The following is a 25,034-nucleotide window of genomic DNA, read 5'->3' as shown; positions in this document are numbered from 1 at the left end:
GTCGTCGGTATCGCCGCGTAGCGGCAGGCGGACTCAGCTGCGGCAGCCTGGGATATGTCCGGCTCAGGGCAATTCGGGGAGTACGGCGATATCGAGCTGCCGCAGGCGAGCAGGATCGGCGATCACCTGGTAGCTCGCGATTCGATGGTCCTCGACCCGGACCACAAGTGCGAGTAGCAGTTTGCCGCGCGGAGCGACAATGATGCCGACCGCGCCATCGACCAGCGCGAGCGTGGCGACCTGGGAGCGGCGGCGCAGGATGACGGTCTCGCCGGCCACCGCTTGCGCGCCGCGTGCGACCGGCGCCATCCCGGCGGGCAGCGCGGCCGGATCGGCCGTACGCACCACATCGGGCGCCAGGACGGCGATCAGTGCGTCGAGATCACCGTTGCGGGCGGCGGCGAGGAAGGCGTCCACGACCTGCCGCTGCTCGGCGAGTTCGGCGGTGGATGCGGTCGCAGCGCAGTGCGCCCGCGATCGGGCGCGGCTGGCGAGCTTCTTGGTGGCGGCACTGGTGCGCCCGACGATCGGCGCGATCTGATCGAATGGCACGGCGAACATATCGTGCAACACGAACGCGACCCGCTCATCGGGACCGAGCGCATCCAGCACCACCAGTAGCGCGCGTCCGACCGCATCGATCAGCACCGCTTCGCTTTCCGGATCGCGGTCGTAGGCGGCGTCGCCGAGTTCGGCGATCCGATCGATCGGATCTTCGCGTCGGGCGGCCCGCGAGCGCAGCATATCGAGGCAGATCCGGGAGACCACCGTGGTCAGCCACCCCGCGAGATTCTCGAGATCGCTCGGGTCGGTGCGGTCCAGCCGTAGCCAGGCCTCCTGCACGGCGTCCTCGGCTTCACTGGCCGATCCGAGCATCCGGTAGGCGACGGCATGCAGGTGATCGCGGTGCGTCTCGAATCGTCGCGCCAACAATTCCTGTGCGTGCATCGGTCACCTTTCGCGGTCGGCATCCGTCATGTGAATGACGATCGGGTGCCCACCCACGATCGCAGACCCACAGCACCGAGATACCCGGAGGGTAGTTCCCCATGTCCATCGCATATGTCGTCGTCACCATCCTCGCCGCCGTGGCCGCGTTCGGCGCCGCCGGCTTCGATATCGTCAAGGCGGACCGGGTGCGCGAGACCATGCGCGGCTACGGCCTTCCACAGTGGACCCTCAACCCGCTGGCCGTCCTGAAGGCCCTCGGCGGCCTCGGCCTCCTGATCGGCCTGGCCATCCTGCCACTAGGCCTCACCGCCGCCGGCTGCCTGGTCCTCTACTTCCTCGGCGCAGAAATCGCCATCATCCGAGCCAAGTGGTACACCGACCTCGCCTACCCCCTGCCTTACCTGATCCTGTCCGCAGCGTCGCTCGCCCTGTTCGCCTACGCCTGATCGATCCATGCACACTGTGCCGACGATCCTGCCGCCCGCTATCTGTCGGACCAGCTCGTCCACGCTATGGGCGCGGCCATCGGTCGAGCCAGGCGGTTCGACATTCCGTGCGGCACAGCACTTTATGCGCACATGCATGCGATGCGATATTGCACTGCATGCCATTTCGAGCCCAACTTTGCGGTGCCGCTGCCGGAGACCACGGATTCCCTTGTCTGCTCGGTACATTCCCGCATGGAGTCCGGCGGATCCGACCCGGCTCTACGCCCGATCGCAAGCGGCATCGAGCGCATTCGCCTATGACACTGCGCTGACCCGGTGGATGAACTGAGCCGCCTGATCGCCGATGATTACGCGCGGCACATGGGTGTGTACGCGGATCCGGATGATCTCGTTGACGAGCCGCGCACAATAGAGACTGGATCGCCGAATAGCGTCTCGACAAGCTCGGGGAGCGGGATCGTCCGGATCGCATGGCGCCGCGTGACGCACTTATCTGACCAGGCCCGTTACCGAATGTGTATTGCCCTGGAATATTTAGCCAAGCTAACATGTTACTGAATACAGGCGTCTTCAATCCGCAGGAACGACCGACGGTCGGCATGCGACCGAAGGAGGCTGGCCATGATTATTGATACGCGTATGGAATCGGTCATGAGTCGCATCGCCGACCTGTATGCCACCTATCCGGACATTCGCGACGCGCGACCGATACCGGAGACTTCCGCCGCGATCCGAGAACCCGGAATGCGGCCATCACAGATCGTGGCGATGGTCATGGCGGCCTACGCCGATCGCCCCGCGCTTGGGCATCGGGTCCTCGAACCCACCACGGACGAGTCGGGGCGGTGCACGCTGCGACCGCTGCCCGAATTCGCGACCATCACCTACGGCGAGTTGTGGGCGCGCGTCGGTGCGATCGCCGCAGCCTGGCATCACAATCCCGACAACCCCATCAAAGCAGGCGACTTCATCGCCACATTCGGCTTCACCAGCGGCGACTACGCCACGCTCGATCTGGCGTGCCTGTATCTCGGCGCGGTCGCTGTACCGCTGCAGGCCGGCGCCGCACCGAAGCAATTGTCCGCGATCCTCGCCGAGACCGCACCGCGTATCCTCGCCGCGACCCCCGAAAACCTCGCTACCGCAGTGGAATGCGTCCTCGCCGGACCAGCGCCGGAACGCCTCGTGGTCTTCGACTACCACCCCGAGGACGATGATCAGCGCGACGCATTCGAATCCGCTCGCAGTCGCCTGGCGAACACTCCGATTGTGGTGGAATCGCTGGAGTCGGTTCTCGAACGCGGTCGCACCCTGCCGTTCGCACCGCTGTTCGTACCCGACGACGACGCCTTGGAACTGCTGATCTACACCTCCGGCAGCACCGGAACCCCCAAGGGTGCCATGTACACCAGCCGGTTGGTGGCCGCGATGTGGATGCTCCAGCCCGAGGTCGCGGGGATCAGCCTGAACTACATGCCGATGAGCCATGTGGCCGGACGTCTATCGCTCTACGGAGTGCTGGCCCGTGGTGGCACCGCGTATTTCACGGCCAAGAGCGATATTTCCACGCTGTTCGAGGATATCGGGCTCGTCCGGCCGTCCGAGGTATTCTTCGTGCCACGCGTGTGCGATATGGTCTTCCAGCGCTATCAGAGCGAAATGGAACGTCGTTCGGATCCGGGTATCGACCGCGCCGAACTCGACCGTACGGTGAAAACCGAACTGCGCGAGGACTTCCTGGGCGGCCGATTCATCTCGGCCGTTGTCGGCAGTGCGCCCCTGGCCGCCGAGATGAAAACCTTCATGGAGTCGGTACTCGAGATGGACCTGCACGATGGCTACGGTTCGACCGAGGCGGGCGGCGCCGTCATGGTCGACCATATGATCCGCCGTCCACCCGTGCTCGACTACAAGCTGGTGGACGTGCCGGAGCTGGGATACTTCGGTACCGACCAGCCGCATCCGCGCGGTGAACTGCTGCTCAAGACCACCACCATGATTCCCGGGTACTACAAGCGTCCCGAGGTCACCGCGGAGATCTTCGATGCGGACGGTTTCTACCGGACGGGCGACATCGTTGCCGAGTTCGCCCACGATGAACTCGTCTACCTCGACCGCCGCAATAATGTGCTGAAGCTGTCCCAAGGCGAATTCGTCGCGGTCGCGCGCCTGGAAGCCGTCTACGCGAGCAGCCCCCTGCTCGAGCAGATCTTCGTTTACGGCAGCAGTGAACGCGCCTATCTGCTCGCGGTCGTCGTCCCGACCGAGGAGACGTTGCACCTCGCCGATCCCAAAGCGGCACTGAGTGATTCGCTACAGCGCATCGCCAAGGAGGCCGATCTCGAGTCATATGAGATCCCTCGCGATTTCCTCATCGAAACCGAACGTTTCACCACCGAAAACGGGCTGCTCACCGGCATCGGCAAGTTGTTGCGTCCCAAACTGATCGAGCGCTACGGCGAGCGGCTGCAGCAGCTCTATACCGAACTGGCCGAAGGGCAAACGAACGAACTGCTCGCACTGCGTCGCGAAGCCGCCGACTTGCCGGTTCTGGAAACCGTGAGCCGAGCCGCGCGGGCCTTGCTCGGTTGTGCGACAACCGATCTGCGACCGGATGCGCATTTCACCGATCTGGGTGGCGATTCCCTGTCCGCGCTGTCGTTTTCGAATCTGCTCCGCGATATCGTCGGCGTCGACGTGCCGGTGGGCGTTATCGTCAGCCCGGCCAACGGGTTGCGGGAGTTGGCAGAGTACATCGAGTCGGCGCAGGGCGGCGGTGCGATCCGGCCCACCTTCGCCGCGGTCCATACGCACGCCGGACTCGCACGTGCCGATGAACTGACACTCGATAAGTTCATCGACCCGCAAACACTATCCGCCGCAACGACTCTCCCGCACACCACCGAGACTCGGACGGTGCTGCTGACCGGTGCCAACGGTTACCTCGGCCGCTTCCTGTGCTTGGAATGGCTGGAGCGACTGGACAAGTCGGGCGGCACGCTCGTCTGCATCATCCGAGGCAAAGACGCCGCGGCAGCGCGGGAACGGCTCGACGCGGCTTTCGACAGCGGTGATCCGGAGCTGCTGCGGCACTATCGCGAGCTAGCCGCCCGCCGCCTCGAAGTGCTGCCCGGCGATATCGGCGAACCGAATCTCGGCCTGGACGATGCGACCTGGCATCGGCTGGCCGATACCGTCGATCTGATCGTGCACCCCGCAGCGCTGGTCAACCATGTCCTGCCGTACGACCAGCTGTTCGGACCCAATGTGGTCGGTACCGCGGAAATCATCCGCCTGGCCATAAGCTCGCGGATCAAGCCCGTGACGTATCTGTCCACCGTGGCCGTCGCCGCCCAGATCCCGCCCGCGTCCTTCGAGGAGGACGGCGATATCCGGGAAATCAGCCCAACGCGCGCCATCGACGACAGCTACGCCAATGGCTACGGGAACAGCAAATGGGCGGGGGAGGTCCTGCTGCGGGAAGCGTACGATCTGTGCGGACTTCCGGTCGCCGTCTTCCGATCCGACATGATCCTGGCGCACAGTCGATTCGGCGGCCAGCTCAACGTTCCGGACATGTTCACCCGACTGCTGCTCAGCCTCGTGGCCACCGGTATCGCCCCGTACTCGTTCTACGAGACCGATGCTGACGGCAAACGCCAACGCGCACACTACGACGGGCTGCCCGTCGATTTCACCGCGGAGGCGATCACCGCCATCGGCGCCGAGGCGCGCACCGATTTCTGCACCTTCGACGTCCTCAATCCGCATGACGACGGCATCTCCCTCGACGAATTCGTCGACTGGCTCATCGAATCCGGCCATCCCATCCGGCGGATCGACGACTATCAGGAATGGTTGCGCCGATTCGAAACCGCGCTGCGCGGGCTCCCTGAGAAACAGCGCCAGGCCTCGCTGCTACCGCTACTGCACGCCTATCGCCGACCCGATCGGCCGATCCGTGGCGCCGCACTCCCGGCAAGCGGTTTCACCGCGGCCGTACAAGCCGCGAAAATCGGTGCCGAACACGATATTCCGCATCTAACGCCCGCACTCATCGACAAGTACGTCAGCGATCTGCGGTTGCGTGGACTGCTGTAGTCAGCTCAGCTCGAGAATGCTGATGGTTAGTACTGCAACGGCGTTTTCAGTGGCGGGGTGCTGGTAGATGTTGCGTGTGGTGTTGGATCGTGTTGTGGCCGAGTTGGATTCGTTGATGTCGCGGATCGGGGGCCGGTTCGGGCGTGTGGAGCCGCGGGCGCGGGCGCGGGAGTATGTGGTGGGCTTGGTGGCGGGTCTGGAGCGCAAGAACGGGTGGACGGTGTCCGAGCATGCCGGTGCGGTGTGCCCGGATGGGATTCAGCGGTTGTTGCGTACGGGCGGGTGGGATGTGGACGGGGTCCGCGACGACGTGCGCGCGTACGTGGTCGAGCATCTGGGTGATCCGGAGGGGGTGTTGATCTGCGACGAAACGGGTTTCGTGAAGAAGGGCAGGCGTTCGGCAGGGGTGCAGCGACAGTACTCGGGTACGGCCGGGCGCACCGAGAACTGTCAGATCGGCACGTTCTTGGCCTACGCCTCGCCACGCGGGCATGCGCTGATCGATCGAGAGCTGTATATCCCACAGTCCTGGATCGATGACCGCGACCGGTGCCGGGACGCGGGTATCCCCGACGAGGTGGAGTTCGCGACCAAGCCGCGCCAGGCCATCGCCATGCTCGAACGGGCGCTGGCGGCAGGGGTGCCGTTTTCGTGGTTCACTGCCGACGAGGCCTACGGTCAGGCCGGGTACCTGCGCGAGTGGCTCGAGGGCCACGGTGTGTCGTATGTGATGGCCACACGCTGTGACCACGCGATGACCACCCGCGCCGACCGCACCGCGCGCGCCGATACCCTGATCGCAGAGCTGCCCGCGAGCCGGTGGCAGCGGTTGTCGGTCGGCGCCGGCGCGCACGGGCCACGCGAATACGACTGGGCATACCGGCAGATCGACGGGACCTGGAAACGCGGACGCGGGCATTGGTTGTTGGCGCGTCGCTCGCTGACTCCCAACAGTAAGGGCGAACTCGAGATCGCCTACTACCTCTGCCACGGCCCGGCCCGTTCGCGGCTGGTCGACCTGGCCTGGGTCGCGGGGTCCCGCTGGCATGTGGAAGAGGCGTTCCAGCAGGCCAAAGGCGAGGCCGGGCTCGATCACTACCAGGTCCGAACCTGGCGGGCCTGGTACGCCCACATCACGCTGTCGATGCTCGCCCTGGCCTGGCTGTCGACCTCTAAAGCTGTTGCCGCAAAAGGGGACTCGCCGACCACGACGAGGGCATGATCGCACTCACGTTACCCGAGATCCGTCGCCTGCTCGCACGCCTGATCCTCCGCGAGGACCACCCCGACACCCATGTCTGGGCCTGGTCGAGGTGGCGACGACGACGCCAACATCAAGCCCGCCTCAGCCACTACCGGCGACGAGGACACCCACTCACCTGAAACGCCGTTGCAGTATTAGTCGGGTGGCATAGTCGACCACCTGATCGCGATTGGCCTCGATATCGCCGTCGAGCCAATCGAGGAACAGTGCGACGAGCGCGCCTGATATCGCGCTGACCGGCAGCGGTATCCGGCCCGGTGCGGAGGTGAAGCGCGCGGCCTGCTCCGGTGCGAGTTGGGCGGCGACGAGCGTGACGAAGGCGGGCAGTGCGTCGGTACCGCGAGCGCGCAGCGTGTCATCGGCCAGGGTTTCGCGAAACATGATCCGCCCACGGCGCGGATCGTCCGCGAAATACTGCGCCGCGGCGTCGAAAGCCACTCGGGCACGGGCTGTTTCATCGACGGGGGCATCGCGCAGCCGGGTGGTGACGGCATCGACGAGGCCCTGTGCGGTCTGGTCGTAGATCTCGATGAGCAGGGCTTCACGATCGGCGAAGTTCTCGTAGAAGTAGCGCAGGCTCAGGCCCGCTTCACGGCACACCGCCCGCATCGTGGTCGCCGCTGCCCCCTCGCCGCCGAGCAGCGCGTAGCCGGCGCGCACGAGTTGCTCGCGGCGCTCGGCGGCGCGGCTGGCCATGGTGCTGCCGCGCCAGGTGGTGGCGGACGAACTCACGGTGTGGATCATGTCATGCGCTGCTGGACTCGCCGCGCTGGCGTTGTTCCAGCTTGCGCAGCAGCACCCGCAGCTGTTCGTCGGTGCTGAGATACTGGTCCATCAGCACATTGATGACGCCGCGCAGCAGGGAGTAGGGCTCCCAAACCCGGGGTGCGATGGTGCGTGGGGCCCGGTGCGCGATGCCATCGGCGATGGCCAGCGCGGCTTGGGCGGCGCTGATGCGCTGGTTGAGCGGCCAGGGCAGCTTGGCATCGGCCGCGCGGCCGAATTCGTCGTTGTCGAGCGTGTGGTGGGTCATGGCGGTGTCGACGATGCCGAAATAGGCGACCCCGGCGGTGGCGCCGGAGGCGGCGAGTTCGACCCGCAGTGCGCGGCCCAGCTGTTCCACGCCGGCCTTGCTGATCATGTACGGGGACCCGCCCATACCGGGCGCGAATGCCGCGCAGGAGGAGACCACAACGACGTGTCCGCCGGTGGCGACGATATCGTCGAGGACCGGTCGGACGGTATTGAAGACGCCGGTCAGGTTGACCCCGATGACCCGGTCGAAATCGGCGGGGTCCATGGTGCGCAGCGTGGCGGGCGTCGGGGTGATACCGGCATTGGCGACCACGAGATCGATGCGGCCGAAGCGGTCACGGACCGTCGCCATCGCGGCGACCATACTGTCGCGGTCGGCGACATCGGCGCACAGCGGGACCGCACGTGACCCCAATCGCGATGCGGCAGTGCGGACCTTGGCCTCGTCCAGGTCGAGCATGACGACCCGGGCGCGGCGGCGGTGCAAGATCTGCGCCAGTTCCGCACCGATGCCGCGTGCGGCGCCGGTGATCACCACCACCTTGTCGGCCACGTCGAAGGTGTCCTCGGTCGGCAGCAGCCGCAGCAGGTTCATGATGTCTCGATCAGGTAGGCATCGGAATCGAATCGCATGGTGCGCCTGGCGTATTCGAAGCTCCAGTTCGGATACAGCCCGGCATTGTGTCGACCGTCGGCGGTCTGGTAGTAGCTGCGGCAGCCGCCGGTGACCCAAACCGTGTCTCGGCTGCGTTGCTCCATCTCCTCGACGAAGTCCCGCTGGACCTGCGGACGCACCTCGATGCGGCGAAGTCCTTTGTCGCGCATATTCTTTACCGCGTCCACGATATAGCGGATCTGGGCCTCGATCATGAAGATCGCCGACTGGTTCCCGGCCGCGCCGAACGGGCCGAGGGTGGTGAAGAAGTTCGGGAAACCGGTGACGGTAGTGCCGAGATAGCTTTGGGGGCGTTCGCGATACAGTTGTGCGAGGGTGCGCCCCGCGGTGTCGTGTACCGCCTCGAATATCCGTGGCGGCACACCGAATCCGGTGCCCCAGATGATCGTGTCGACCTCGTGTTCGGTGCCGTCAACCGTGACGATCGATCGCTGCCGGACCTCCGTGATCCCCGCGGTCTCGACCTCGACATTGGGTTTGGACAGCGCGGGATAGTAGGCGTCGGAGAAGATCGCGCGTTTACAGCCGATCATGTAATCGGGCGTCAGCTTCCGGCGCAGTCGCGGATCGGGAACCTGCCGACGCAGCTGCAATCGACCCAGCGCCTCGAACGGATGACGGAACCGCTTGTCCACGAATCCGACCAGCCCGAACCCCTCGATGCCGGTGAAGTATGCGGCGCGGACCGTTTTGCCCAGCAAGGGCATTCGGCGCAGGAGTGTGCGCTCGACGGTGCTGGTCGCCCAATCCATGCGCGGCACGATCCACGGCGCCGAACGCTGGAACACCGTGAGGCGTGCCACGATGGGCTGGATTTCCGGGATGAACTGCACCGCGGACGCGCCGGTGCCGATCACCGCGACCCGCTCACCGGTCAGCTCGTGGTCGTGATCCCAGTGCAGCGAATGGAATTGGGTGCCGGTGAAATTCGCGATACCGGGCAGGCGGGGGATCTGTGCTTCGCTGAACGGGCCGATCGCCGAAACCAGTACATCGGCGGTCAGTGACCCTCGCCCGGTACGGAGGCGCCAGCGTCCCGCGGCCTCGTCCCACACGGCGTCGAGTACTTCCGTGTCGTACCTAATGTGTTGCGGCACATCGTATTTATTCGCCACACCGCGCAAGTAGTCGAGGATCTCCGGCTGGGTGCCGTAGCGGCGCGACCAATTCGGGTTCGGGGCGAAGGAATACGAATACAACATCGAAGGCACGTCGCACGCACAGCCCGGATAGGTGTTGGCGCTCCAGGTGCCGCCGAGGTCGGAACCGCGTTCGAGGATGACGAAGTCGCGGAATCCGGCCTCGCGCAGCTTCACCGCCAACCCGATACCCGCGAAACCGGCCCCGATGACAACGATCGGCACATGGTCGGGTCGCGTCGTCGGCTGGTCCATCTGCACTCCTGCGGACGAGTCCGCACTCGAAATCATTGGAATCGGTCGATTCTAATGGAATCAGATGATTCCTTTACGGTGCGTCAGGTGTCAAGGCCGAGCGGTGTTATCGCAGCTCAACGGGGCGGATTGGGGGCTCCGCGCTCGCTTCCACAGCGGGCCGCGCATAGCTGGACAGCGTGTGAGTATGCGTAGGCAGTCGCCGAAGCTCGCAGGTCGGCGTATCAGTCCGCGACCACGCGAACTGTCCGCATCGAGCGGTCGGCGGCGTCGGCGCCAAGGATTCGCCGCACCCGCTCGTCCGCGGCCCGGCGGGTGAGACCGTATTGACCCAGGTCAGGCATTCGGCCAGGGCATCGCGTAAGGAGCTCTGGCATGGTCAACATTGCCGACCTACCCGGGGCGCGCGGCAAACGGCCCGTCGGCAGGTTTGCCCGTGGCGCGCTGGTCGGCCTTCGGAGGAAGATGTGTAGTACTCCGCCGCAGAAATGAGGTGCGCGATGGGAAAGCTGGATCAGAATGCGATCGATCTGCTGACCGCCCAGCACGAGCAGATCCGGCGCCTGCTCGACAAGTTGAAGTCGGGCCAGGACGATAAGCGGGAACTGTTCGCCGAGCTGGTGCGCCTGCTCGCGGTGCATGAAACCGCGGAGGAGGAGGTTGTGCACTCGGTGGCGCGGCGCGCGTCCTTCGGCGCCGACGACATCATCAGGCCCAGATTGGCCGAGGAGAACGCGGTGAAGCACGCGCTGGCCGAACTGTACGACCTGGGCGTCGACCATCCCGATTTCGATGCCAAGCTCGCCGAATTCGCCGATAAGGTCACCGAGCATGCCGCACATGAGGAGACCGAGGAATTCCCCTTCCTGCGCAAACAGTTCTCGGTGAACCAACTCGAACGCTGGGCCGGCATGGTGCGCGCCGCCGAGAAGCTCGCCCCGACCCGTCCGCATCCGCACGCGGGCGAGACCGGCCTGGCGAACCTCGTGACGAGCCCGCCGCTGGCCGTATTCGATCGAGTGCGGGACGCCCTGCGCGACATGCGCTCGCACTGAAACAATTACTGGCAGCACCTGGATACCGCTGGGGTGCGGCAGGACTGGGGTGCGGTGAGGCTGGCGGAAACACCGAGTTCGGCGGCGACTGCGGTGATCGCGGTGGCGCCGACGGCGAGGTCGGCTCGGCCGTCGGCGGTGTGACGCCCATCGACGAGATCGGTCTGTATGGACGGGGTCGACGAGTCCGACGTGGTCTTCCTGGTTCAGTGGGCCGTCTGGAGCCAGTCCCGGTAGTGCGTGGGTGCCAGGTATGCGTCCGGTCCTGCGGTGAGTACATCGCCGGTGACGGCTGCGAACATGCCAGCCTTGTCGTCGGTGACGACGGTGCGACTGTCGTGCTCGGCCGCCAGGGTGAGTCTGCCGAGTTCGTCGAGAGGGAAGACATCCGGACCGGCGACGTTGCGGATCCCTTGTAGCGGGGCGCCGGTGGCAACCTCGACGACCGCGTCGACGACGTCCGCGGCGGCCATCGGCTGGATCGGGGTCGCGGGCAGGCGGACGGTGTCGTCGTCGGAGGTCCAGGACAAGGTCGCGTCCATGAACTCGAAGAACTGGGTTGCGCGCACGATGGAGTACGGCGTCGGGCCGCGCCGGAGCAGGTCCTCCTGCAAGGTCTTGGCCCGGTAATAGTTCAGCTCGGGCACCTGGTCCACGCCGACGATCGAGAGAACGACCTGGTGTCCGACACCGGCACGCTCTCCTGCCGCGAGCAGATTGTTCATGGAGGTGCGAAAGAAGTCCACCGACGCCTCGTCGAAGGTCGGCGAGTTCGCCACGTTGACCACGACGTCGGCGCCCGCCAGCGCCTTGTCCAAGCCCTTCCCCGTGATCAGGTCGACACCGGTGGACGGTGCCGCGGGGATGGCCTCATGTCCGGCTGCGGTCAGCTTCTGGACCACTTGTGAGCCGATCCGTCCGGTACCGCCGATGACTACGAGCTTCATGGATTCCCCTTTCAAGGCGTGCCACCGGGCATGGCGGAGGTTCATACAGGTCGATTGCCTTGATGTCCGAAGTCCTGTGCAATGCGGTGGCCCAGACCTCCTTTCTCCCGCGTCCGTGGCGCTAGTAGGGGGCTACCCTGCATCCCACCAGCAAAACAGTGATGGCATGTGCCTGTCGGAGACAGATGAAATTCAGGCTCCGACTGCGCGACTCCACGGCTGCGGGCCGTTCAGCTAGCCAATACTGCAACCACCGCTGGGTATGCGGCCTCGGCGTTGGTAGGGGAGGGAGGCGGTCGCGGACGTCTGTGCGGCGGTTACGAGCCGACGCACAGTTCGCGGACGCACCGACAAGCCTGTGTCCGGGCAGGCGCTGGAGCACGTGCTGTCCGCCGTGGCTTGGTTGCTGTCCGGAGCGAACCTCCACCCGTGGCTCGCCTACGTGCTGATCGGCGCGCGCTGGCCGAACTCGAGAAGCGCGCCAGTAAGCGCGTGGCCGCAGGCGACGCCTGGGGGAGTACGAGATGCACTCGCTCGCACTGAAGTCCCCGTATCGGCCGCACTATGGCCAGTCGAACGGATACGCGCCCGCGACGCCGGCATCACCCATATCGATCCCACTGCGCGGCTGCCGGTGCCGCCCGCAAGCGACGAAATCTCCCGCCCGGGAACAACATTCAACGATCTCGTCCGCCGCCTGCACGAAGCCGTCGACCGCGAACGACAGTTCGTCGCCGACGCCGGGCGCGAGTCAGCGGTCCGGCCGGTGACATCGCACCTCGGTGCTGGCCTCCGGAGCGTGCCCGGCCTCGCCGCAACGGACACGGGCAGGCCGTGAGCCCGACCGCCCAACAGCCGAAGACCCCGCCCGGCCGCAAGGCCGAACGGGGTCCGGTGTCCCCAGCGAACGCCACTGGGATCTTCCCCACTACCTACTTCGCCGGTGCCACCGGCGGCGCGGCGATAGTGGCGAAGTACTGAATAGCCGCACCAATGGCAACCGGGCCGGTCACCAACAGCTGGCCGGCAACGGTACCGAGGGCGCCGACCGCGACGATGCCACCGAGGCAGCCGATGGCCGCGGCCGGGATGAAGGCGCCGAACAGGCCGATGATCGCGGCCGCCGCGACGGTCGCACCGGCGATGCCACCGAGCACACAGCCGACCGCCGCACCGCCGAGACCGCCGACCAGGGTACCGATCGTGGCACCCATCGAGATGGTGCTCGTCATCCGGGACCAAGCAGCCTGCTCACGGTCGTAATCGGTCTTCCACGGCGCCTTGTCCTCGAACGGCAACGCGACCGGCTTGTAGCTCGCGTGCGCCATGTCGAACTGCGGGGTCAACGTCGCGGTCCGATCAGCGATATCCGCCGCGATCGGGAACTCGAAGTCATCGACCCGGAACGTCAGCGGCATACCCGCCAGCGTGGTGCCGCCCGCGGACTTGATCTTGAAAATGCCCTCCTCCACGACCATCGAACCCGCATCGGTGGTGACGATCGACTGGGTATCGGTCGCATTGGCTGTGAAACCGACCGCACCGTCCTCACCACCAGGCTCCGCGCCCGCCGAACCGGACGCGATACCGACCGCGGCCACCAAACCCGCGGCCAACGTAACGATTTTCCTCATCTTTTCCTCATCATCGTTGATGCGATCGGCAATACCGTGAGGTGATTGCCGGTAGTCATGGAACGGGTTATGCACCGCTCCCGGATCAGGCGCCGAGGATCAGGCGCCAGAACTCGTGTCGGCCGCCGATTCGGCCGCGACAGTTGCACTGTGGGATGCGGCGAGTTCGCGTTTGAGGATCTTGCCGCTGGCGGTCATCGGCAGCGTGGCGCTGAATTCGATGACGCGGGGATACTTGTAGGCGGCCAACTGCTGTCGGCACCAGGCGATGAGCTCGCTTTCAGTGATCGTGGTTCCGGCTTCGGGAACGATAACGGCCTTGATCTCTTCGCCGTAGTGAGAGTCGGGGATGCCGATAACAGCTGCGAGGGAGACCGCAGGGTGGGCGGCCAGGACTTCTTCGATTTCGCGGGGATAGACATTGAATCCGCCGCGCACGATCATGTCCTTGGCCCGGTCGACGATGTAGTAGAAGCCGTCGGCGTCACGGCGGGCGAGATCGCCGGTGCGGAACCAGCCGTCGCGCATCACTTCGGCGGTGGCCTCGGGACGGTTGTGATAACCCTTCATGACATTGTGGCCGCGTACCGCGATCTCCCCGATCTCCCCGACAGCGGTGACCGTGTGCCATTGCGCGTCGACCAGCCGGGCTTCGATGCCCCACACCGGAATTCCGATCGACCCGGGTCGGGGATCACGGTCCGGATCGGCGAACAACGCCAACGGGGAGGTTTCCGATAATCCGTAGCCCTCCAGGATCTGGACACCGAAGCGCTGCGCGAAGCGCGACAGTATGTCGATCGGGAGGGCAGCGCCGCCGGACACGGCCTTGCGCAGCGTGCCGGCGATCCGCTCGACGTCGACGCTCGCATCGCCGGCTTGGAGCAGCCCCCAGTACATGGTCGGCACTCCCGCGAAAAAGGTGATGCGCTCATCGGCCAGCGTCCGCAGCGCGGCGGCCGCGTCGAAACGCGGCATGAGCACCAGCGTCGCGCCGACCGAGACACCGGCGTTCATGTGGATGGTCTGGCCGAAGGAATGGAACAGCGGCAACGTCACCAGATGGGTGTCGTGTCGGTCGGGGCGGTTGTCGAACAGTCGGTTGGCCGTCAGCGCGTTCATCACCATATTGGCGTGGGTCAGTTCGGCGCCCTTGGGACGGCCGGTGGTTCCGCTGGTGTACAGGATGACCGCGGTGTCGTCGGCGCGGCGGGTGATGGTGGCGAACGCTGCTGGCTGGGCCGCGACAGCTCGAGCCAGGGTGTCGACCCCTGGATACGGCGAAGGGGCCTGCGGATCGGCGGTGATCAAGACCATATCGCGGCAGCCCGGTGCCTGCTGGAATCCCTCGTGACCGAACTCCCCCATGGGCAGCTCGGCCGTGCCTTCGAAGCAGAAGTAGAAGTCGGCTTCGGAATCGGTGAGGTGATAGGCGATTTCGCGGGGTCGCAGCAGGATGTTGAGGGGAACGACGACCGCGCCGGCCTTGAGGATGCCGTAGTAGACGATCAGGAATTCCGGCAGGTTCGGGCACGACAGTGCGACTTTGCCGCCGGGCTCGACGCCGCAGGTGGTCAGCAGGTGTGCGATCTGGTTGGCGCGGGTGTCGAGTTCGGCGTAGGTGAGGCGTTCGGCACCGAGCACGACGGCGTCGTCATCGGGATTGCGACGCGCCGAATCCTCCAGCAGCACAGCAAGATTGAGCACGGAATACCTTTCGGGGAATCGCCGGGACCCGGCGCGGGCAGGGACGCAGCCGTCGGGCGCTCGGTCAGGGCCAGGGCACAGTGGTCAGGGCACAGTGGTCAGCGGTGCGGCGGTGGCCGCGCGGACATCGGCCTCGGTGATGCCAGGTGCACACTCGCGCAACGCCAAGCCGGTGGCGGTGACGTCGATGACAGCGAGGTTGGTGATGATGCGCTGCACGACCTGTTCGCCGGTCAGCGGGAGTGTGCAGCGCGGGACGATCTTCGACGCGCCGGATTTGTCGGTGTGTTCCATGAGGACGATCACCCTCCGGGCGCCGTGGACCAGGTCCATCGCGCCACCCATGCCTTTGACCATGTGGCCGGGCACCATCCAGTTGGCCAGGTCGCCGGTCGCCGAGACCTGCATGCCGCCGAGGACAGCGGTGTCGATGTGACCGCCGCGGATCATGCCGAAGCTGGTGGCGGAGTCGAAGAACGAGGCACCCGCGAGGGTGGTGACGGTTTCCTTGCCGGCGTTGATCAGATCGGGATCGACGTCGGCTTCGCGTGGGTAGGGGCCGGTGCCGAGAATGCCGTTCTCGGAGTGGAGGGTGACGCGGACGCCCTCGGGCAGGTGATTGGGAATCAGGGTCGGCAGGCCGATGCCGAGGTTGACGTATTCGCCGGTCCGCAGTTCGCGGGCGGCACGAGCGGCCATCTCGGTGCGGGACCAGCCGAGAACGGTGCTGGCGGTGGTCATATCAATGCTCCTGGGCGACAGTGCGTTTCTCGATCCGTTTGAGCTGCGGTCCGGTGTGCACGATGCGGTCGACGAAGATGCCGGGCAGATGAATATGTTCGGGGTCGAGATCACCTGCGGGAAGCAGCTTCTCGACCTGGGCGATGCAGATGCGTCCGGCCATGGCGGCGAGCGGGTTGAAGTTGCGGGCGGACTTGTTGAACACCAGGTTGCCCTCGGTGTCGCCGACGAGCGCGTGCACCAGTGCGTAGTCCGCGGTGAGGGCTTCCTCGAGCACGTATCGCCGATGGCCCCACTGGCCGCCGAAGTTGCGGACCTCCTTGGGTGGCGAGGCCACGGCGACCGATCCGTCGGGCGCGTACCTCCACGGCAGGCCGCCTTCGGCGACCGGGGTGCCCACACCTGCGGGGGTGAAGAACGCCGGGACACCGGCACCGCCGGCGCGGAGTTTCTCGGCGAGCGTGCCTTGCGGGGTCAGCTCGACTTCGAGTTCACCGGACAGATACTGGCGGGCGAACTCGCTGTTCTCCCCGACATAGGATGCGGTTATGCGACGAATCCGCTTGTCTGCCAGCAGGATTCCCAGCCCGTTCTGATCGGTCCCGCAGTTGTTGGAGATGACTTCGAGATCGGTGACATCACGTGCGGCAACAGCCGCGATGAGTACGTCCGGGATGCCGCACAAACCGAATCCACCGACCGCGAGACAAGATCCGGACGCGATGTCGGCAACTGCTTCCGCGGCCGTGGTCACGACCTTGCTCACCGCCGGGCCTCCGCACCGGACACCGAAGGGGTGGTGGTAGTGATCAGCTCACGCAGCAGTTCCTCCGCGCGAGGCCAGTAACCGTATCCGGAGGCGGGATTGAGGTGTCCGACGTCGCCGAGGTCGACCAAGCGGCTGCCCCATGCCTCGGCCATGCCCGCGGCGCGCCGGTGCGACGCGAGCGGGTCGTTGGTGGAGGCGGCCACAATGCTCGGGAACGGCAGCCGCTGCCGGGGAATCGGGTTCCAGCCACCCGCGTCGAGCTCGTCCGGTGACGGGTATCCCTGCGGCAGTGGTGCTTCGAAGTCCGGCGGAGTGGCAAGCAGCGCCCCCTGCACGGGCCGGGTGGCCTGCTGCGCCCAGTGCACTGTGATCATGACGCCGGCACTGTGCGCAACCAGCACCACTGGGCCTTCGATGTCGCCGAGTACGGCGTCGAGAGCGGCGACCCGGGCGGCGCGGGACAACTTGTCGCGCTCGAGCGGCGGGACGGTGTGGACGGTGTCCAGCCGTTCGGCGAGCAGGGTCTGCCAGTGTTCTGGCACGTGGTCGCGCAGCCCGGGCACGATCACGACGGTGGGGTCGGGGGTGTCTTTCATGATGTGTGGCAGTTCCTTTCCCAGATCAGTGCGAGGCCATGCGCTCGACGGCGACGAGCTTGCGCAGCCCCGCGGGGTAGGCGCGTTTGCCCAGCATCAGGGCGGCGATGGCGGCCAGGTAGGTGAGCGGTGCGAGTCGCAGTGCGTTCGCCAGACCGAGGTGATCGGCGAGGACACCGACGACGAACGGGCCGAGGGCGAGCCCCAGCAGGCTGTTGGCCAGGGTGAGGGTGCCGAATGCCGACGCCCGCACCGAGGTATGGGTGAGGTTGGCGACCATGGCTGCGGTCGGCCCCGACGACCCGCCCGAGAAGAAGGCGCCGATACCGATGAGCACCAGCTGCAATGGACCGGCAGCGAGGCTGAAGCCGACCGCGAGGCACAGCAGCGAGATCGTGCAGAAGACGATGGCGGCGGTCCATTTGCGCGACATGTCCGCGCGGCCGACCCGGTCGGTGATCACACCGCAACTCACCATGCCCGCGCCGACGAGCAGCACGAATACCGAGGCGACCGCGCCGGCCCGGTCGGGGGCCAGATCGTAGTAGCGGTTGAAGAAGCTCGGCGTCCACGACAGCAGGACCGCGGCGGTGAAGATCTGCAGGGCGCTGCCCAGATAGGCGCACAGCACCGCCGGGTTGGTGAACAGCGTCGACACCGGTGCGCGGAAGCCGTTGCCACCGTGCGGTGTTTGCGGTCCCGGTTCGGTGGCGTGGCGGGCCAGTTTCGCCTCGGTCACGACTGCGCGGAACAGCACTGCCAGGATCAGACCGAAGATCGCCATGGTGGCGAAGGACCAGCGCCACCCCAGCTGAACGGCGACGATGCCGCCAAGGCCGACACCGAGCATCGATCCGAACGAGCCGCCAGCCATGAAGGCCCCGCTGAGGGCGGCGTGCACCCGCGGGGCGAACACGCTGAGTACCACCGCGATGCCGACGCTGCCATAGGCGGCCTCGCCGACGCCGACGAGGAAGCGGGCGGCGAGCATCTGCTCGTAGTCGGCGGCGACCGCGCAGAGCAGGGTCGCCGCGCTCCATACCACGGCCATCAGCACCAGGCAGCGAACCCGGCCCCAGCGGTCGGCCAGCACCGACAATGGCAGGGTGAGCAGTCCGACCATGAGTGCGACGATGCTGGTAAGTGATGCGAGCCGTGAATCGGACAGAGCCCATTCGTTTTTCAGGAAGGGAAAGACGGCGCTGAGGACCTGCCGAGACATGTAGTCGGCCAGCAGCAGGCCGAATGCCAGCGCGAAGACCATCCACGGATACCAGCGGCGGGTTGGTTGTACGCGGGTGGCCGCCGGGGCCGGGGCGGCGACCGTGTGGTCATCCGCCCCGGTGGCGGTAGTGTGCAACTCCATTGGTGCTCCTACGAATCCGGTGCACCGTGACGGTGGTGCGGCGCACCGGAGCTGAGGGGAAGAGATAGGGGCGCGAGATCCCTGTGACCCGCGCCCCGAGCCGAGCGGCGGCCGAAGCTACCGCCCGAGGTCTGATGCTCAGGCGTGTTGGGTGAAACCGACCTGGCCGGGCTTACGGTTGGGTGCGAATCCGATCTTGGCGAGGGTCTCGTCGGCGTCGGCGTAGGTGGTGCCGATCTGGTAGATTTCGCGGGCCTCCTTGCCGGTGGCGACCTCGCGGCCCAGTTCCCCGGCGACCCGGACCAGCTGCTGGATCTGCTGGACCGAGGTCATCTTCTGGCCCTTGCGGCCCCACAGCGTGTCCTCGTTACCGCAGCGGGTGTGCAGTCCCATGGCGATCGCCATGGCGTTGACGGGCAACACCGAGCGCATCAGTGTCTCGAGGGTCAGGCACGCGCCGTCGGGAACCCGCTGGATGAAGTTCATGATGTTGTACGGGTTGGGTCCGTCGAAACCGCCACCGATACCGACCCAGGTCAGGTTCAGCGGACCGGTGTATACGCCGCGGCGGATGAGCCGTTCGACCGTCTCGAGCTGCGGGATGCTCGAAAGCTGGAAGTGCGGCTGAATCCCGGCGGCCTGCAGGCGGCGCAGGTGCTCGGCGACCCATTCGGGACCGGCCGGCACGGTCATCTCCCGGTACGCCGTCGCGAGCTCCGGACGCTCCATCGACGTACCCGCGATGTCGTCGGCGGTCATCAACTCCATGATGTTCATCTGGCTGGTGTTGATCGCGATGGTCACCTGATCCGGCTTCGGATCGAGTTCGGCCAGCATGTGGCGGGTGTCGTCGGACAGCCACTTCGCGTCGGCGCCTTCGCCTTCGGGTGCGAACGAGATCGATCCGCCGACCTGCAGGATCATCTCGGGGACGGCCTCACGCAGCCCGGCGAGCAACTCATTGAACTTCGAGAGCCGCTTGGAGCCCTTACCGTCGAGCTCACGCACATGGATGTGCAATACGGTCGCACCGGCCTCGTAACAGTCCACCGCCTGCTGGACGTGTTCCTCCATGGTCAGCGGCAGATCCTCGCGGAAGTCGTCCGGCTCCCACTCCGGGCCGTACGGTGCGCTGGTGATGACCAGCTTCTCCTGGTTCTCCGGGAACAGCGCGTCGTCGTGGAAATGCATCAGAATTCTCCGAATCGAGTGAGGTTGCGGGTGAATCGTTTTCAGAAGGTCGCGTCGCCGACGATCCCGGCGCGCTCCATCTTTCGGACGGCGGGCCAATAGTCCTGGACCGCGTAGTGCTGGGTGGAGCGGTTATCCCAGATGGCGAAGCTGTTCTTCGTCCACCGCCAGCGCACCTGGTATTCCGGGATGGTGGCCTGCCGCATCAGGTAGTGCAGCAGCTCGGCGGCTCCAGGGGCGTAGTCCGCGCCGAAACGCACGTTCTCGGCTGTGTGGTAGTTGACCAGGTGCGTGGTGAAGGAGTTGACGAACAGGATCTGTTCGCCGGTTTCGGGATGGGTGCGCACCACCGGGTGCTCGGCGTCGGGGAACCGTTGCGCGAGTTCGTGGCGCTTGTCGATCGTCAGAGCCGCGCCGAAGCTGGCTTCGATGCTGTGCCGGGCCCGAAGCGTCTGAATGCGCTGCTTGACCTGCTCGGGCAGGCGCCGATAGGCCTCGACCATGTTCACCCAGATGGTGTCGCCGCCCACCGCCGGCCCCTCCACACAGCGCAGGATGCTGCCCATGGGCGGGTTCTTGCGCCAGGTCGCATCGCAGTGGTAGGCGTTCTCGTAGTGCTCGGCCGGGCTGTCGAGGTCCTTGTAGATGCGCACCAGGCCGGGGTGGTCCGGATCGCTGCCGACCACGGGATGGTCCTCCAACGGGCCGAAACGCTGCGCGAGAGCGACATGATCAGCGCGGCTGATGTCCTGGTCGCGAACGAACAACACCTTGTACTCGAGCAACAAGGCGCGCAACTCGGCGAACAGCGCGTCGTCATGAGCCGCCAGCGCAAGGTCGACATCGACCAGCTCGGCGCCGATCGTACAGGTCAGCGGCTTCACGCCGATCGAGCTGCGCACCGTCGAATCGTCCAGAGGGGCAATGGTTGTCATGAGTGGTCCTCCAATGGGATCGAGCCGCCGCAGCGGGTGGGTGTCAGAGGGTGAAGACCGAGGAGCCGATGCTGCGGCCGGATTCCAGATCGCGGTGCGCACGCACGGCATCAGGCAGCTCGTAGCGCTGGTTGATCTCGATACGGATCCGCCCCGCAGCGACGTGGGCGAACAGCTCGCCGGCCAGTTCGGCGCGCTCGGCGGGGTCGGCGATGTAGTCGGCGAGCGCGGGACGGGTGACGAACAGCGAGCCCTTGACCGCCAGCTGCATGGCGTTGATGGGCGGTATCGGCCCGGAGGCGGTGCCGAAGCACACCAGCAGACCGCGGCGCGCAAGCGCATCCAGCGAAGTGTCGAACGTAGTCTTGCCGATGCTGTCGTAGACCACCGGCACACCGGCTCCATCGGTGAGCTCCCGCACCCGCGCGGCGACATCCTCGCGCGTGTAGATCACCACGTGATCGCAGCCGTGCGCCCGTGCGATCTCGGCCTTCTCGTCGGTGGATACCGTACCGATCACGGTCAGCCCCAACAGCTTCGCCCACTGCGTGAAGATCAGACCCACGCCTCCGGCCGCTGCGTGCAGCAGGACGGTGTCACCTGCGCGCAGCGGATGGATGCGGCGCAGCAGATACGCTGTGGTCAATCCGCGCATCGTCATCGACGCGACCGTGTCGAAGCCGATCTCGTCCGGCAACCGGATCAGATGCTCGGCGGGCATCACTCGTTCGGTGCTGTAGGCGCCGAGCGGGCTGCCGGTGTAGGTGACCCGATCGCCGGGATCGAACTCGTCCACGCCCGGCCCGACCGCCTGGATCACGCCGGCCGCCTCGACTCCCATGCCCGCGGGTAGCGCTGCCGGGTAGAGGCCGCTGCGGAAGTAGGTATCGGCGAAATTCAATCCGACCGCCTCGTGCCGGATGCGCACTTCGCCGGGCCCGGGCTCGCCCACTTCGACCTCTTCCCAGCGCAACACCTCCGGGCCACCGGTCTGATAGAAGCGAACAGCCTGTGCCATAGTGAATCTCCTCTTCATCGCCGCCGCGTTCGTACGGGCGCGGGCGGTCTACAGGTCCGAAAACGGATGTCCGGAATCCGTCATCCACAACGCCCTCGACGGGCGCTCACGGTTACCGGACTGATCGAGTGCGCGATGTCAGCGGAAGGTCGTGCCGGGTGCGCTCACCAATCACGATCTCCTCCTTTCCGCTGGTCACCGTCGCTGTGATGGAATCCACAGTAAGTCAGATCGCTTACGCATGCTTATCTTGGCGGGACAGGATTGCGTTCATCTCGGGACAACAGGAGAGCGTGTTGAAGCCGCTGGCTCGCTATGCCGCACTGCACAGCTATGTAGAACTCGGGCGCTCACTCGGCCTGGACCCAGTGGAGCTGATCCGTGCAGCCGGTCTCGATCCGGCCAGCTTGAGCCTGCAGGACCGCTGGGTTCCCGCCGCCGCCGTAGCCGATCTGCTCGAATGCTCAGCGAGCGCGTCCGGGTGTGAGGATTTCGGGTTACGGCTGGCCGAACGCCGCCGCTTCGCCAACCTCGGCCCATTGAGTTTGGTCATCCGGGAGGAGCCCGATGTCCGCAGCGCGCTGCGGGTCATGTCCCGGCATGAGCACATGTACAACGAGGCCCTGCACACTCGCCTCACCGAGCACGACGGCATCGCCACCATCCGGGTGACCCTCGATCTGGGAGCGCCCGGCGAACCCCGGCAAGCCATCGAGTTGGTCGTCGGCGTGCTGCACGGACTCCTGCGCGGGTTTCTCGGGACCGGTTGGCAACCAATGGAAGTCCGCTTCACCCACGACGCGCCGCGCGACCGGCGCACCCACCACCGCATCCTCGGCCCGCACGTCACGTTCGACCAGCCCTTCAACGGCATCGTCATCTACACAACCGATCTCGACGCCCCGAACGCCATGTCGGACCCTCAACTGCGCGCCTACGCCAAGCAGTTCCTCGGCCCCGTCCGCGACGTCCAGTCCGCGACAACACTCGACCGCGTCCGCCAACTCATCGAACTCCTCCTTCCCACCGGCCGCTGCTCGGTCGATCAGATCGCCCGCAGCCTCGGCGTCGACCGCCGCACGATCCACCGCCACCTCGCCGCCGAGGGCGAAACGTTCACAACCTTGCTGGATGCCATCCGTGCCGAACTGGCTCAACACATGGTCACCAGCCGCCGCCACACCGTCACCGAGATCGCCGAACTGCTCGCCTTCTCCTCTCCCGGCAACTTCTCCCGGTGGTTCCGCCAACGCCACGGCTGCAGCCCCACACAATGGAGAACTCGCGGAACCTGAGCCGTCCCCCGATGAGCTTGCCCGAAACTGTCTGAAGGCCTTGATCTCGACCGGACCGATCTCTGTCAGCACGTCTTCGATCGAGTTCCGTTGCGGGAGTTGCCGCTTCCGCAACCCGCCGGGTCGTGTCTCTTATACCGACGTGCTCGGTCATCTCCGCTGGCAATGCGGTCTCGAGCATGTTCTCGGTCAGGTGGTCCTGCTACCCGCCCGGGGAACCTGGGTCGGTGGCGCCTTCGCAGAGTGGGCGCTGTGCGATGCATCGCGGGAACTCGGTTCGAGTCCGCCCTTCTCGCTCCGGTCGATCCACCGGTCCGGTGACGTGAGTCAGGGCAGGCGCGCAGGTTCGTTGTGCACGTTCAACGGAGAAGTGGGTGGAAAGGTGACCGGTAGTGCCGTCAGTGCCCGGTGGAAGGGCCCCTGCCGCCAGGCCGGCGCACCGTCCGATACGTCGAGCTGGATTTCGGGTAGGGCGTCGAGGAGTTGGTCGATGGCATCCTGAGCGATCAAATAGGCCAGAGATTGCGCGGGACAGGCGTGTGGGCCGATACCCCAAGCCAGGTGGGAACGATTGCCTGTCAGGTCACCGGTCCGAATGGAATCGTCGTTGTTGCAGGCGGCCATGCTGATGACGACCGGCTGGTTGGCCGGCAGCCAAACACCGTCGATGAGGATCGGCTGACGAGGGTAGGTGATCAGCAGGTTGGCCAGTGGCGGGTCGTTGAACAACACCGCGTCCAATGCCTCCCGCGAGGACATGTTCCCGCCGCGAACACTGTCACCGAAATGATCGTCGGTGAAGATCAGCAGCAAGGTATTGACGATCAAGTTCAGCTCGAACTCGATACCTGTGCCGTAGACCTGCGACACATGATGCGATACCTCGACGTCATCCAGGGCGGCCGGATGCTGCTGTAGTACCGAGGTGATGTCGTTTCCCGGCTGGACTCGTTTGAGGGTTACCAGGTTCATCAGCGCCTCGCCGAGTATCTGGTTGCCTTTCTCGGCATCGACCCCCTCGAGCAACGCGGCCGTGCCGGCGGCGACCTGCTGCCCGATTTCCGGCGGGCAGCCGAGCATGGAATTCACCACTTCGAACGCCAGCGGATATACGTACTGACTGATCAGCTCCGCACGGCCATCCTGGCAGAACCCGTTGATCAGGGGGATCGCGATATTCTCCACAATGTCGTGCAGGGCATACAGATCCACTGCCTCGATGCTTGCCGTGATGGCCTGCCGATATCGCACGAAGTCGGCTCCCGCGCTCCTGCTGGCCATGGGACGCCACTCCAGCAGTGGGAGGATCGGGCACTCGGGCGGGACCGTTTTCTGCCACTCGCGCGGATCGGCGGGGAAGTGCTCGGGATCGTTGAGGATGCGCAGCGCAGTGTGGTAGCCGATGACCAGCGTAGCCGGTACATCGGGCGCCAATTCGACCGGCGCCAACGAGCCGTACTGCCTTCGCATTTCACGATATGCATGGTGCGGATCGGCGGCGAACTCCGGCGTATGCAGCGGTATTCGCGGGCCGTCGGAATCAATCGGCGAGCCGTGGGCGACCGGGCACGACTGTGCGTGCGCCCGGAACTGCGACGTACTCAAGAAGAAACTCCAGACTGTTCGTATTACACGTTGCTGTAGCACTGCACTGTGCCGAGTCGCTGCTCCGGAGAGCACGATCGTTCTGCTGGCTCGGCAGGAAGCGTCGATGGTATAGCGAGCAGCGCAGTGCTGCAGGACAGCATGAGACCCGTACTGGCAGAATCTTCTTGGCGCAAATGAGCCGCGTCGCCGGAGACAGCGCGATCGTAGTAATTCAGCCGTGGTCGTGGACTGCGGGGCTTGGCATCGACGCGGGTGATGATCGGAGGGTGTGATACCTGACGCTGCACACGCACCACACCCTC

The 25,034-nt window shown here is 65.7% G+C and carries 21 protein-coding genes and 1 pseudogene; 6 read left to right on the top strand and 16 right to left on the bottom strand.

Annotation, left to right across the window (positions count from 1 at the left end; all coding sequences use genetic code 11):
• Positions 1–63 precede the first annotated feature (63 nt).
• Positions 64–948, bottom strand: a complete 885-nt coding sequence (locus AB0J29_RS03605; protein WP_364778566.1) for a sigma-70 family RNA polymerase sigma factor — start codon at positions 946–948, stop codon at positions 64–66.
• Positions 949–1,049: 101 nt separating this feature from the next.
• On the opposite strand from AB0J29_RS03605, the gene AB0J29_RS03600 reads away from it, so the two are divergent.
• The 3 genes from AB0J29_RS03600 to AB0J29_RS03590 all read left to right on the top strand — a co-directional run bounded on the left by AB0J29_RS03600 (position 1,050) and on the right by AB0J29_RS03590 (position 6,723).
• Positions 1,050–1,397 carry a DoxX family protein gene (locus AB0J29_RS03600; RefSeq protein ID WP_364778563.1) on the top strand — a complete coding sequence of 116 codons (348 nt, stop codon included), beginning with the start codon at positions 1,050–1,052 and terminating at the stop codon, positions 1,395–1,397.
• A gap of 624 nt (positions 1,398–2,021) precedes the next feature.
• Complete coding sequence (gene car, locus AB0J29_RS03595; RefSeq protein ID WP_364778560.1) at positions 2,022–5,501, top strand: carboxylic acid reductase; 3,480 nt, start codon at positions 2,022–2,024, stop codon at positions 5,499–5,501.
• Positions 5,502–5,577: 76 nt separating this feature from the next.
• Complete coding sequence (locus AB0J29_RS03590; protein ID WP_364778948.1) at positions 5,578–6,723, top strand: IS701 family transposase; 1,146 nt, start codon at positions 5,578–5,580, stop codon at positions 6,721–6,723.
• A gap of 153 nt (positions 6,724–6,876) precedes the next feature.
• Here AB0J29_RS03590 and AB0J29_RS03585 read toward each other — a convergent pair whose 3' ends face one another.
• From AB0J29_RS03585 to AB0J29_RS03575, 3 genes are read right to left on the bottom strand one after another with little or no spacing between them, the layout of a single operon-like run.
• Positions 6,877–7,497, bottom strand: coding sequence for a TetR/AcrR family transcriptional regulator (locus tag AB0J29_RS03585; protein WP_364778557.1), 621 nt, complete (start codon positions 7,495–7,497; stop codon positions 6,877–6,879).
• A 13-nt stretch (positions 7,498–7,510) separates the two neighbouring features.
• On the bottom strand, positions 7,511–8,395 hold the full coding sequence (locus tag AB0J29_RS03580) for an SDR family oxidoreductase (RefSeq protein WP_364778554.1): 885 nt from the start codon (positions 8,393–8,395) through the stop codon (positions 7,511–7,513).
• Positions 8,392–9,870: an NAD(P)/FAD-dependent oxidoreductase gene (locus AB0J29_RS03575; RefSeq protein WP_364778551.1), complete on the bottom strand. Its 1,479-nt coding sequence runs from the start codon at positions 9,868–9,870 to the stop codon at positions 8,392–8,394. The genes AB0J29_RS03580 and AB0J29_RS03575 overlap by 4 nt, the downstream gene beginning before the upstream one ends.
• Positions 9,871–10,370: 500 nt before the next feature.
• On the opposite strand from AB0J29_RS03575, the gene AB0J29_RS03570 reads away from it, so the two are divergent.
• On the top strand, positions 10,371–10,925 hold the full coding sequence (locus AB0J29_RS03570; protein WP_364508909.1) for a hemerythrin domain-containing protein: 555 nt from the start codon (positions 10,371–10,373) through the stop codon (positions 10,923–10,925).
• A gap of 206 nt (positions 10,926–11,131) precedes the next feature.
• On the opposite strand, the gene AB0J29_RS03565 is transcribed toward AB0J29_RS03570, so the two are convergent.
• Complete coding sequence (locus tag AB0J29_RS03565; protein WP_364778548.1) at positions 11,132–11,872, bottom strand: NAD(P)H-binding protein; 741 nt, start codon at positions 11,870–11,872, stop codon at positions 11,132–11,134.
• Between the two features lie 358 nt (positions 11,873–12,230).
• On the opposite strand from AB0J29_RS03565, the gene AB0J29_RS03560 reads away from it, so the two are divergent.
• Entirely contained in the window at positions 12,231–12,710 is a 480-nt protein-coding gene (locus tag AB0J29_RS03560; RefSeq protein ID WP_364778545.1) for a hypothetical protein, read from the top strand.
• Positions 12,711–12,804: 94 nt separating this feature from the next.
• On the opposite strand, the gene AB0J29_RS03555 is transcribed toward AB0J29_RS03560, so the two are convergent.
• From AB0J29_RS03555 to AB0J29_RS03515, 9 genes are all read right to left on the bottom strand, one after another.
• Entirely contained in the window at positions 12,805–13,506 is a 702-nt protein-coding gene (locus tag AB0J29_RS03555) for a hypothetical protein (protein ID WP_364778542.1), read from the bottom strand.
• A 99-nt stretch (positions 13,507–13,605) separates the two neighbouring features.
• On the bottom strand, positions 13,606–15,213 hold the full coding sequence (locus AB0J29_RS03550) for a long-chain fatty acid--CoA ligase (protein ID WP_364778537.1): 1,608 nt from the start codon (positions 15,211–15,213) through the stop codon (positions 13,606–13,608).
• 84 nt (positions 15,214–15,297) lie between these two features.
• A complete protein-coding gene (locus AB0J29_RS03545; protein ID WP_364778534.1) occupies positions 15,298–15,954 on the bottom strand; it encodes a CoA transferase subunit B in 657 nt (218 codons plus the stop codon).
• 1 nt (position 15,955) lies between these two features.
• Positions 15,956–16,720 carry a CoA transferase subunit A gene (locus tag AB0J29_RS03540; RefSeq protein WP_364778531.1) on the bottom strand — a complete coding sequence of 255 codons (765 nt, stop codon included), beginning with the start codon at positions 16,718–16,720 and terminating at the stop codon, positions 15,956–15,958.
• Complete coding sequence (locus AB0J29_RS03535) at positions 16,717–17,319, bottom strand: alpha/beta hydrolase (RefSeq protein WP_364778528.1); 603 nt, start codon at positions 17,317–17,319, stop codon at positions 16,717–16,719. The genes AB0J29_RS03540 and AB0J29_RS03535 overlap by 4 nt, the downstream gene beginning before the upstream one ends.
• A gap of 25 nt (positions 17,320–17,344) precedes the next feature.
• Complete coding sequence (locus AB0J29_RS03530; RefSeq protein ID WP_364778525.1) at positions 17,345–18,685, bottom strand: MFS transporter; 1,341 nt, start codon at positions 18,683–18,685, stop codon at positions 17,345–17,347.
• Between the two features lie 138 nt (positions 18,686–18,823).
• Positions 18,824–19,876 (bottom strand): 3-keto-5-aminohexanoate cleavage protein, encoded by a 1,053-nt coding sequence (locus AB0J29_RS03525; RefSeq protein ID WP_364778522.1) that lies wholly within the window; start codon positions 19,874–19,876, stop codon positions 18,824–18,826.
• Between the two features lie 41 nt (positions 19,877–19,917).
• Positions 19,918–20,811 carry a TauD/TfdA family dioxygenase gene (locus tag AB0J29_RS03520; RefSeq protein ID WP_364778519.1) on the bottom strand — a complete coding sequence of 298 codons (894 nt, stop codon included), beginning with the start codon at positions 20,809–20,811 and terminating at the stop codon, positions 19,918–19,920.
• 43 nt (positions 20,812–20,854) lie between these two features.
• Positions 20,855–21,829: a quinone oxidoreductase gene (locus AB0J29_RS03515; RefSeq protein ID WP_364778516.1), complete on the bottom strand. Its 975-nt coding sequence runs from the start codon at positions 21,827–21,829 to the stop codon at positions 20,855–20,857.
• Positions 21,830–22,125: 296 nt separating this feature from the next.
• Here AB0J29_RS03515 and AB0J29_RS03510 point away from each other — a divergent pair, with 296 nt between their 5' ends.
• Positions 22,126–23,124, top strand: a complete 999-nt coding sequence (locus AB0J29_RS03510; RefSeq protein ID WP_364778513.1) for an AraC family transcriptional regulator — start codon at positions 22,126–22,128, stop codon at positions 23,122–23,124.
• 71 nt (positions 23,125–23,195) lie between these two features.
• On the opposite strand, the pseudogene AB0J29_RS03505 reads toward AB0J29_RS03510, so the two are convergent.
• Both AB0J29_RS03505 and AB0J29_RS03500 read right to left on the bottom strand, forming a co-directional pair.
• Positions 23,196–23,317: pseudogene (locus tag AB0J29_RS03505) on the bottom strand (IS256 family transposase); the annotation flags it as partial.
• 134 nt (positions 23,318–23,451) lie between these two features.
• The gene (locus AB0J29_RS03500) at positions 23,452–24,729 is read right to left on the bottom strand and encodes a cytochrome P450 (protein ID WP_364778510.1); all 1,278 of its coding nucleotides are present in this window, start codon (positions 24,727–24,729) and stop codon (positions 23,452–23,454) included.
• Positions 24,730–25,034: the final 305 nt, after the last annotated feature.

Origin of the sequence: Nocardia sp. NPDC049707, from assembly GCF_040674855.1 — a bacterium.
Classification (GTDB): Bacteria; Actinomycetota; Actinomycetes; order Mycobacteriales; family Mycobacteriaceae; genus Nocardia.
The sequence above is the reverse complement of the archived record's forward strand: the minus strand, read 5'-3'. Positions and strand labels throughout refer to the sequence as shown.

Excerpts from the sequence above, each read along its gene's own strand:
- AB0J29_RS03535 (WP_364778528.1), bottom strand. The coding sequence starts at position 17,319 with ATGAAAGACACCCCCGACCCCACCGTCGTGATCGTGCCCGGGCTGCGC.
- AB0J29_RS03525 (WP_364778522.1), bottom strand. The coding sequence starts at position 19,876 with ATGCATTTCCACGACGACGCGCTGTTCCCGGAGAACCAGGAGAAGCTG.
- AB0J29_RS03600 (WP_364778563.1), top strand. The coding sequence starts at position 1,050 with ATGTCCATCGCATATGTCGTCGTCACCATCCTCGCCGCCGTGGCCGCG.
- AB0J29_RS03570 (WP_364508909.1), top strand. The coding sequence starts at position 10,371 with ATGGGAAAGCTGGATCAGAATGCGATCGATCTGCTGACCGCCCAGCAC.
- AB0J29_RS03520 (WP_364778519.1), bottom strand. The coding sequence starts at position 20,811 with ATGACAACCATTGCCCCTCTGGACGATTCGACGGTGCGCAGCTCGATC.
- AB0J29_RS03530 (WP_364778525.1), bottom strand. The coding sequence starts at position 18,685 with ATGGAGTTGCACACTACCGCCACCGGGGCGGATGACCACACGGTCGCC.
- AB0J29_RS03545 (WP_364778534.1), bottom strand. The coding sequence starts at position 15,954 with ATGACCACCGCCAGCACCGTTCTCGGCTGGTCCCGCACCGAGATGGCC.
- AB0J29_RS03575 (WP_364778551.1), bottom strand. The coding sequence starts at position 9,870 with ATGGACCAGCCGACGACGCGACCCGACCATGTGCCGATCGTTGTCATC.
- AB0J29_RS03555 (WP_364778542.1), bottom strand. The coding sequence starts at position 13,506 with ATGAGGAAAATCGTTACGTTGGCCGCGGGTTTGGTGGCCGCGGTCGGT.
- AB0J29_RS03580 (WP_364778554.1), bottom strand. The coding sequence starts at position 8,395 with ATGAACCTGCTGCGGCTGCTGCCGACCGAGGACACCTTCGACGTGGCC.
- AB0J29_RS03565 (WP_364778548.1), bottom strand. The coding sequence starts at position 11,872 with ATGAAGCTCGTAGTCATCGGCGGTACCGGACGGATCGGCTCACAAGTG.
- AB0J29_RS03515 (WP_364778516.1), bottom strand. The coding sequence starts at position 21,829 with ATGGCACAGGCTGTTCGCTTCTATCAGACCGGTGGCCCGGAGGTGTTG.
- AB0J29_RS03605 (WP_364778566.1), bottom strand. The coding sequence starts at position 948 with ATGCACGCACAGGAATTGTTGGCGCGACGATTCGAGACGCACCGCGAT.
- car (WP_364778560.1), top strand. The coding sequence starts at position 2,022 with ATGATTATTGATACGCGTATGGAATCGGTCATGAGTCGCATCGCCGAC.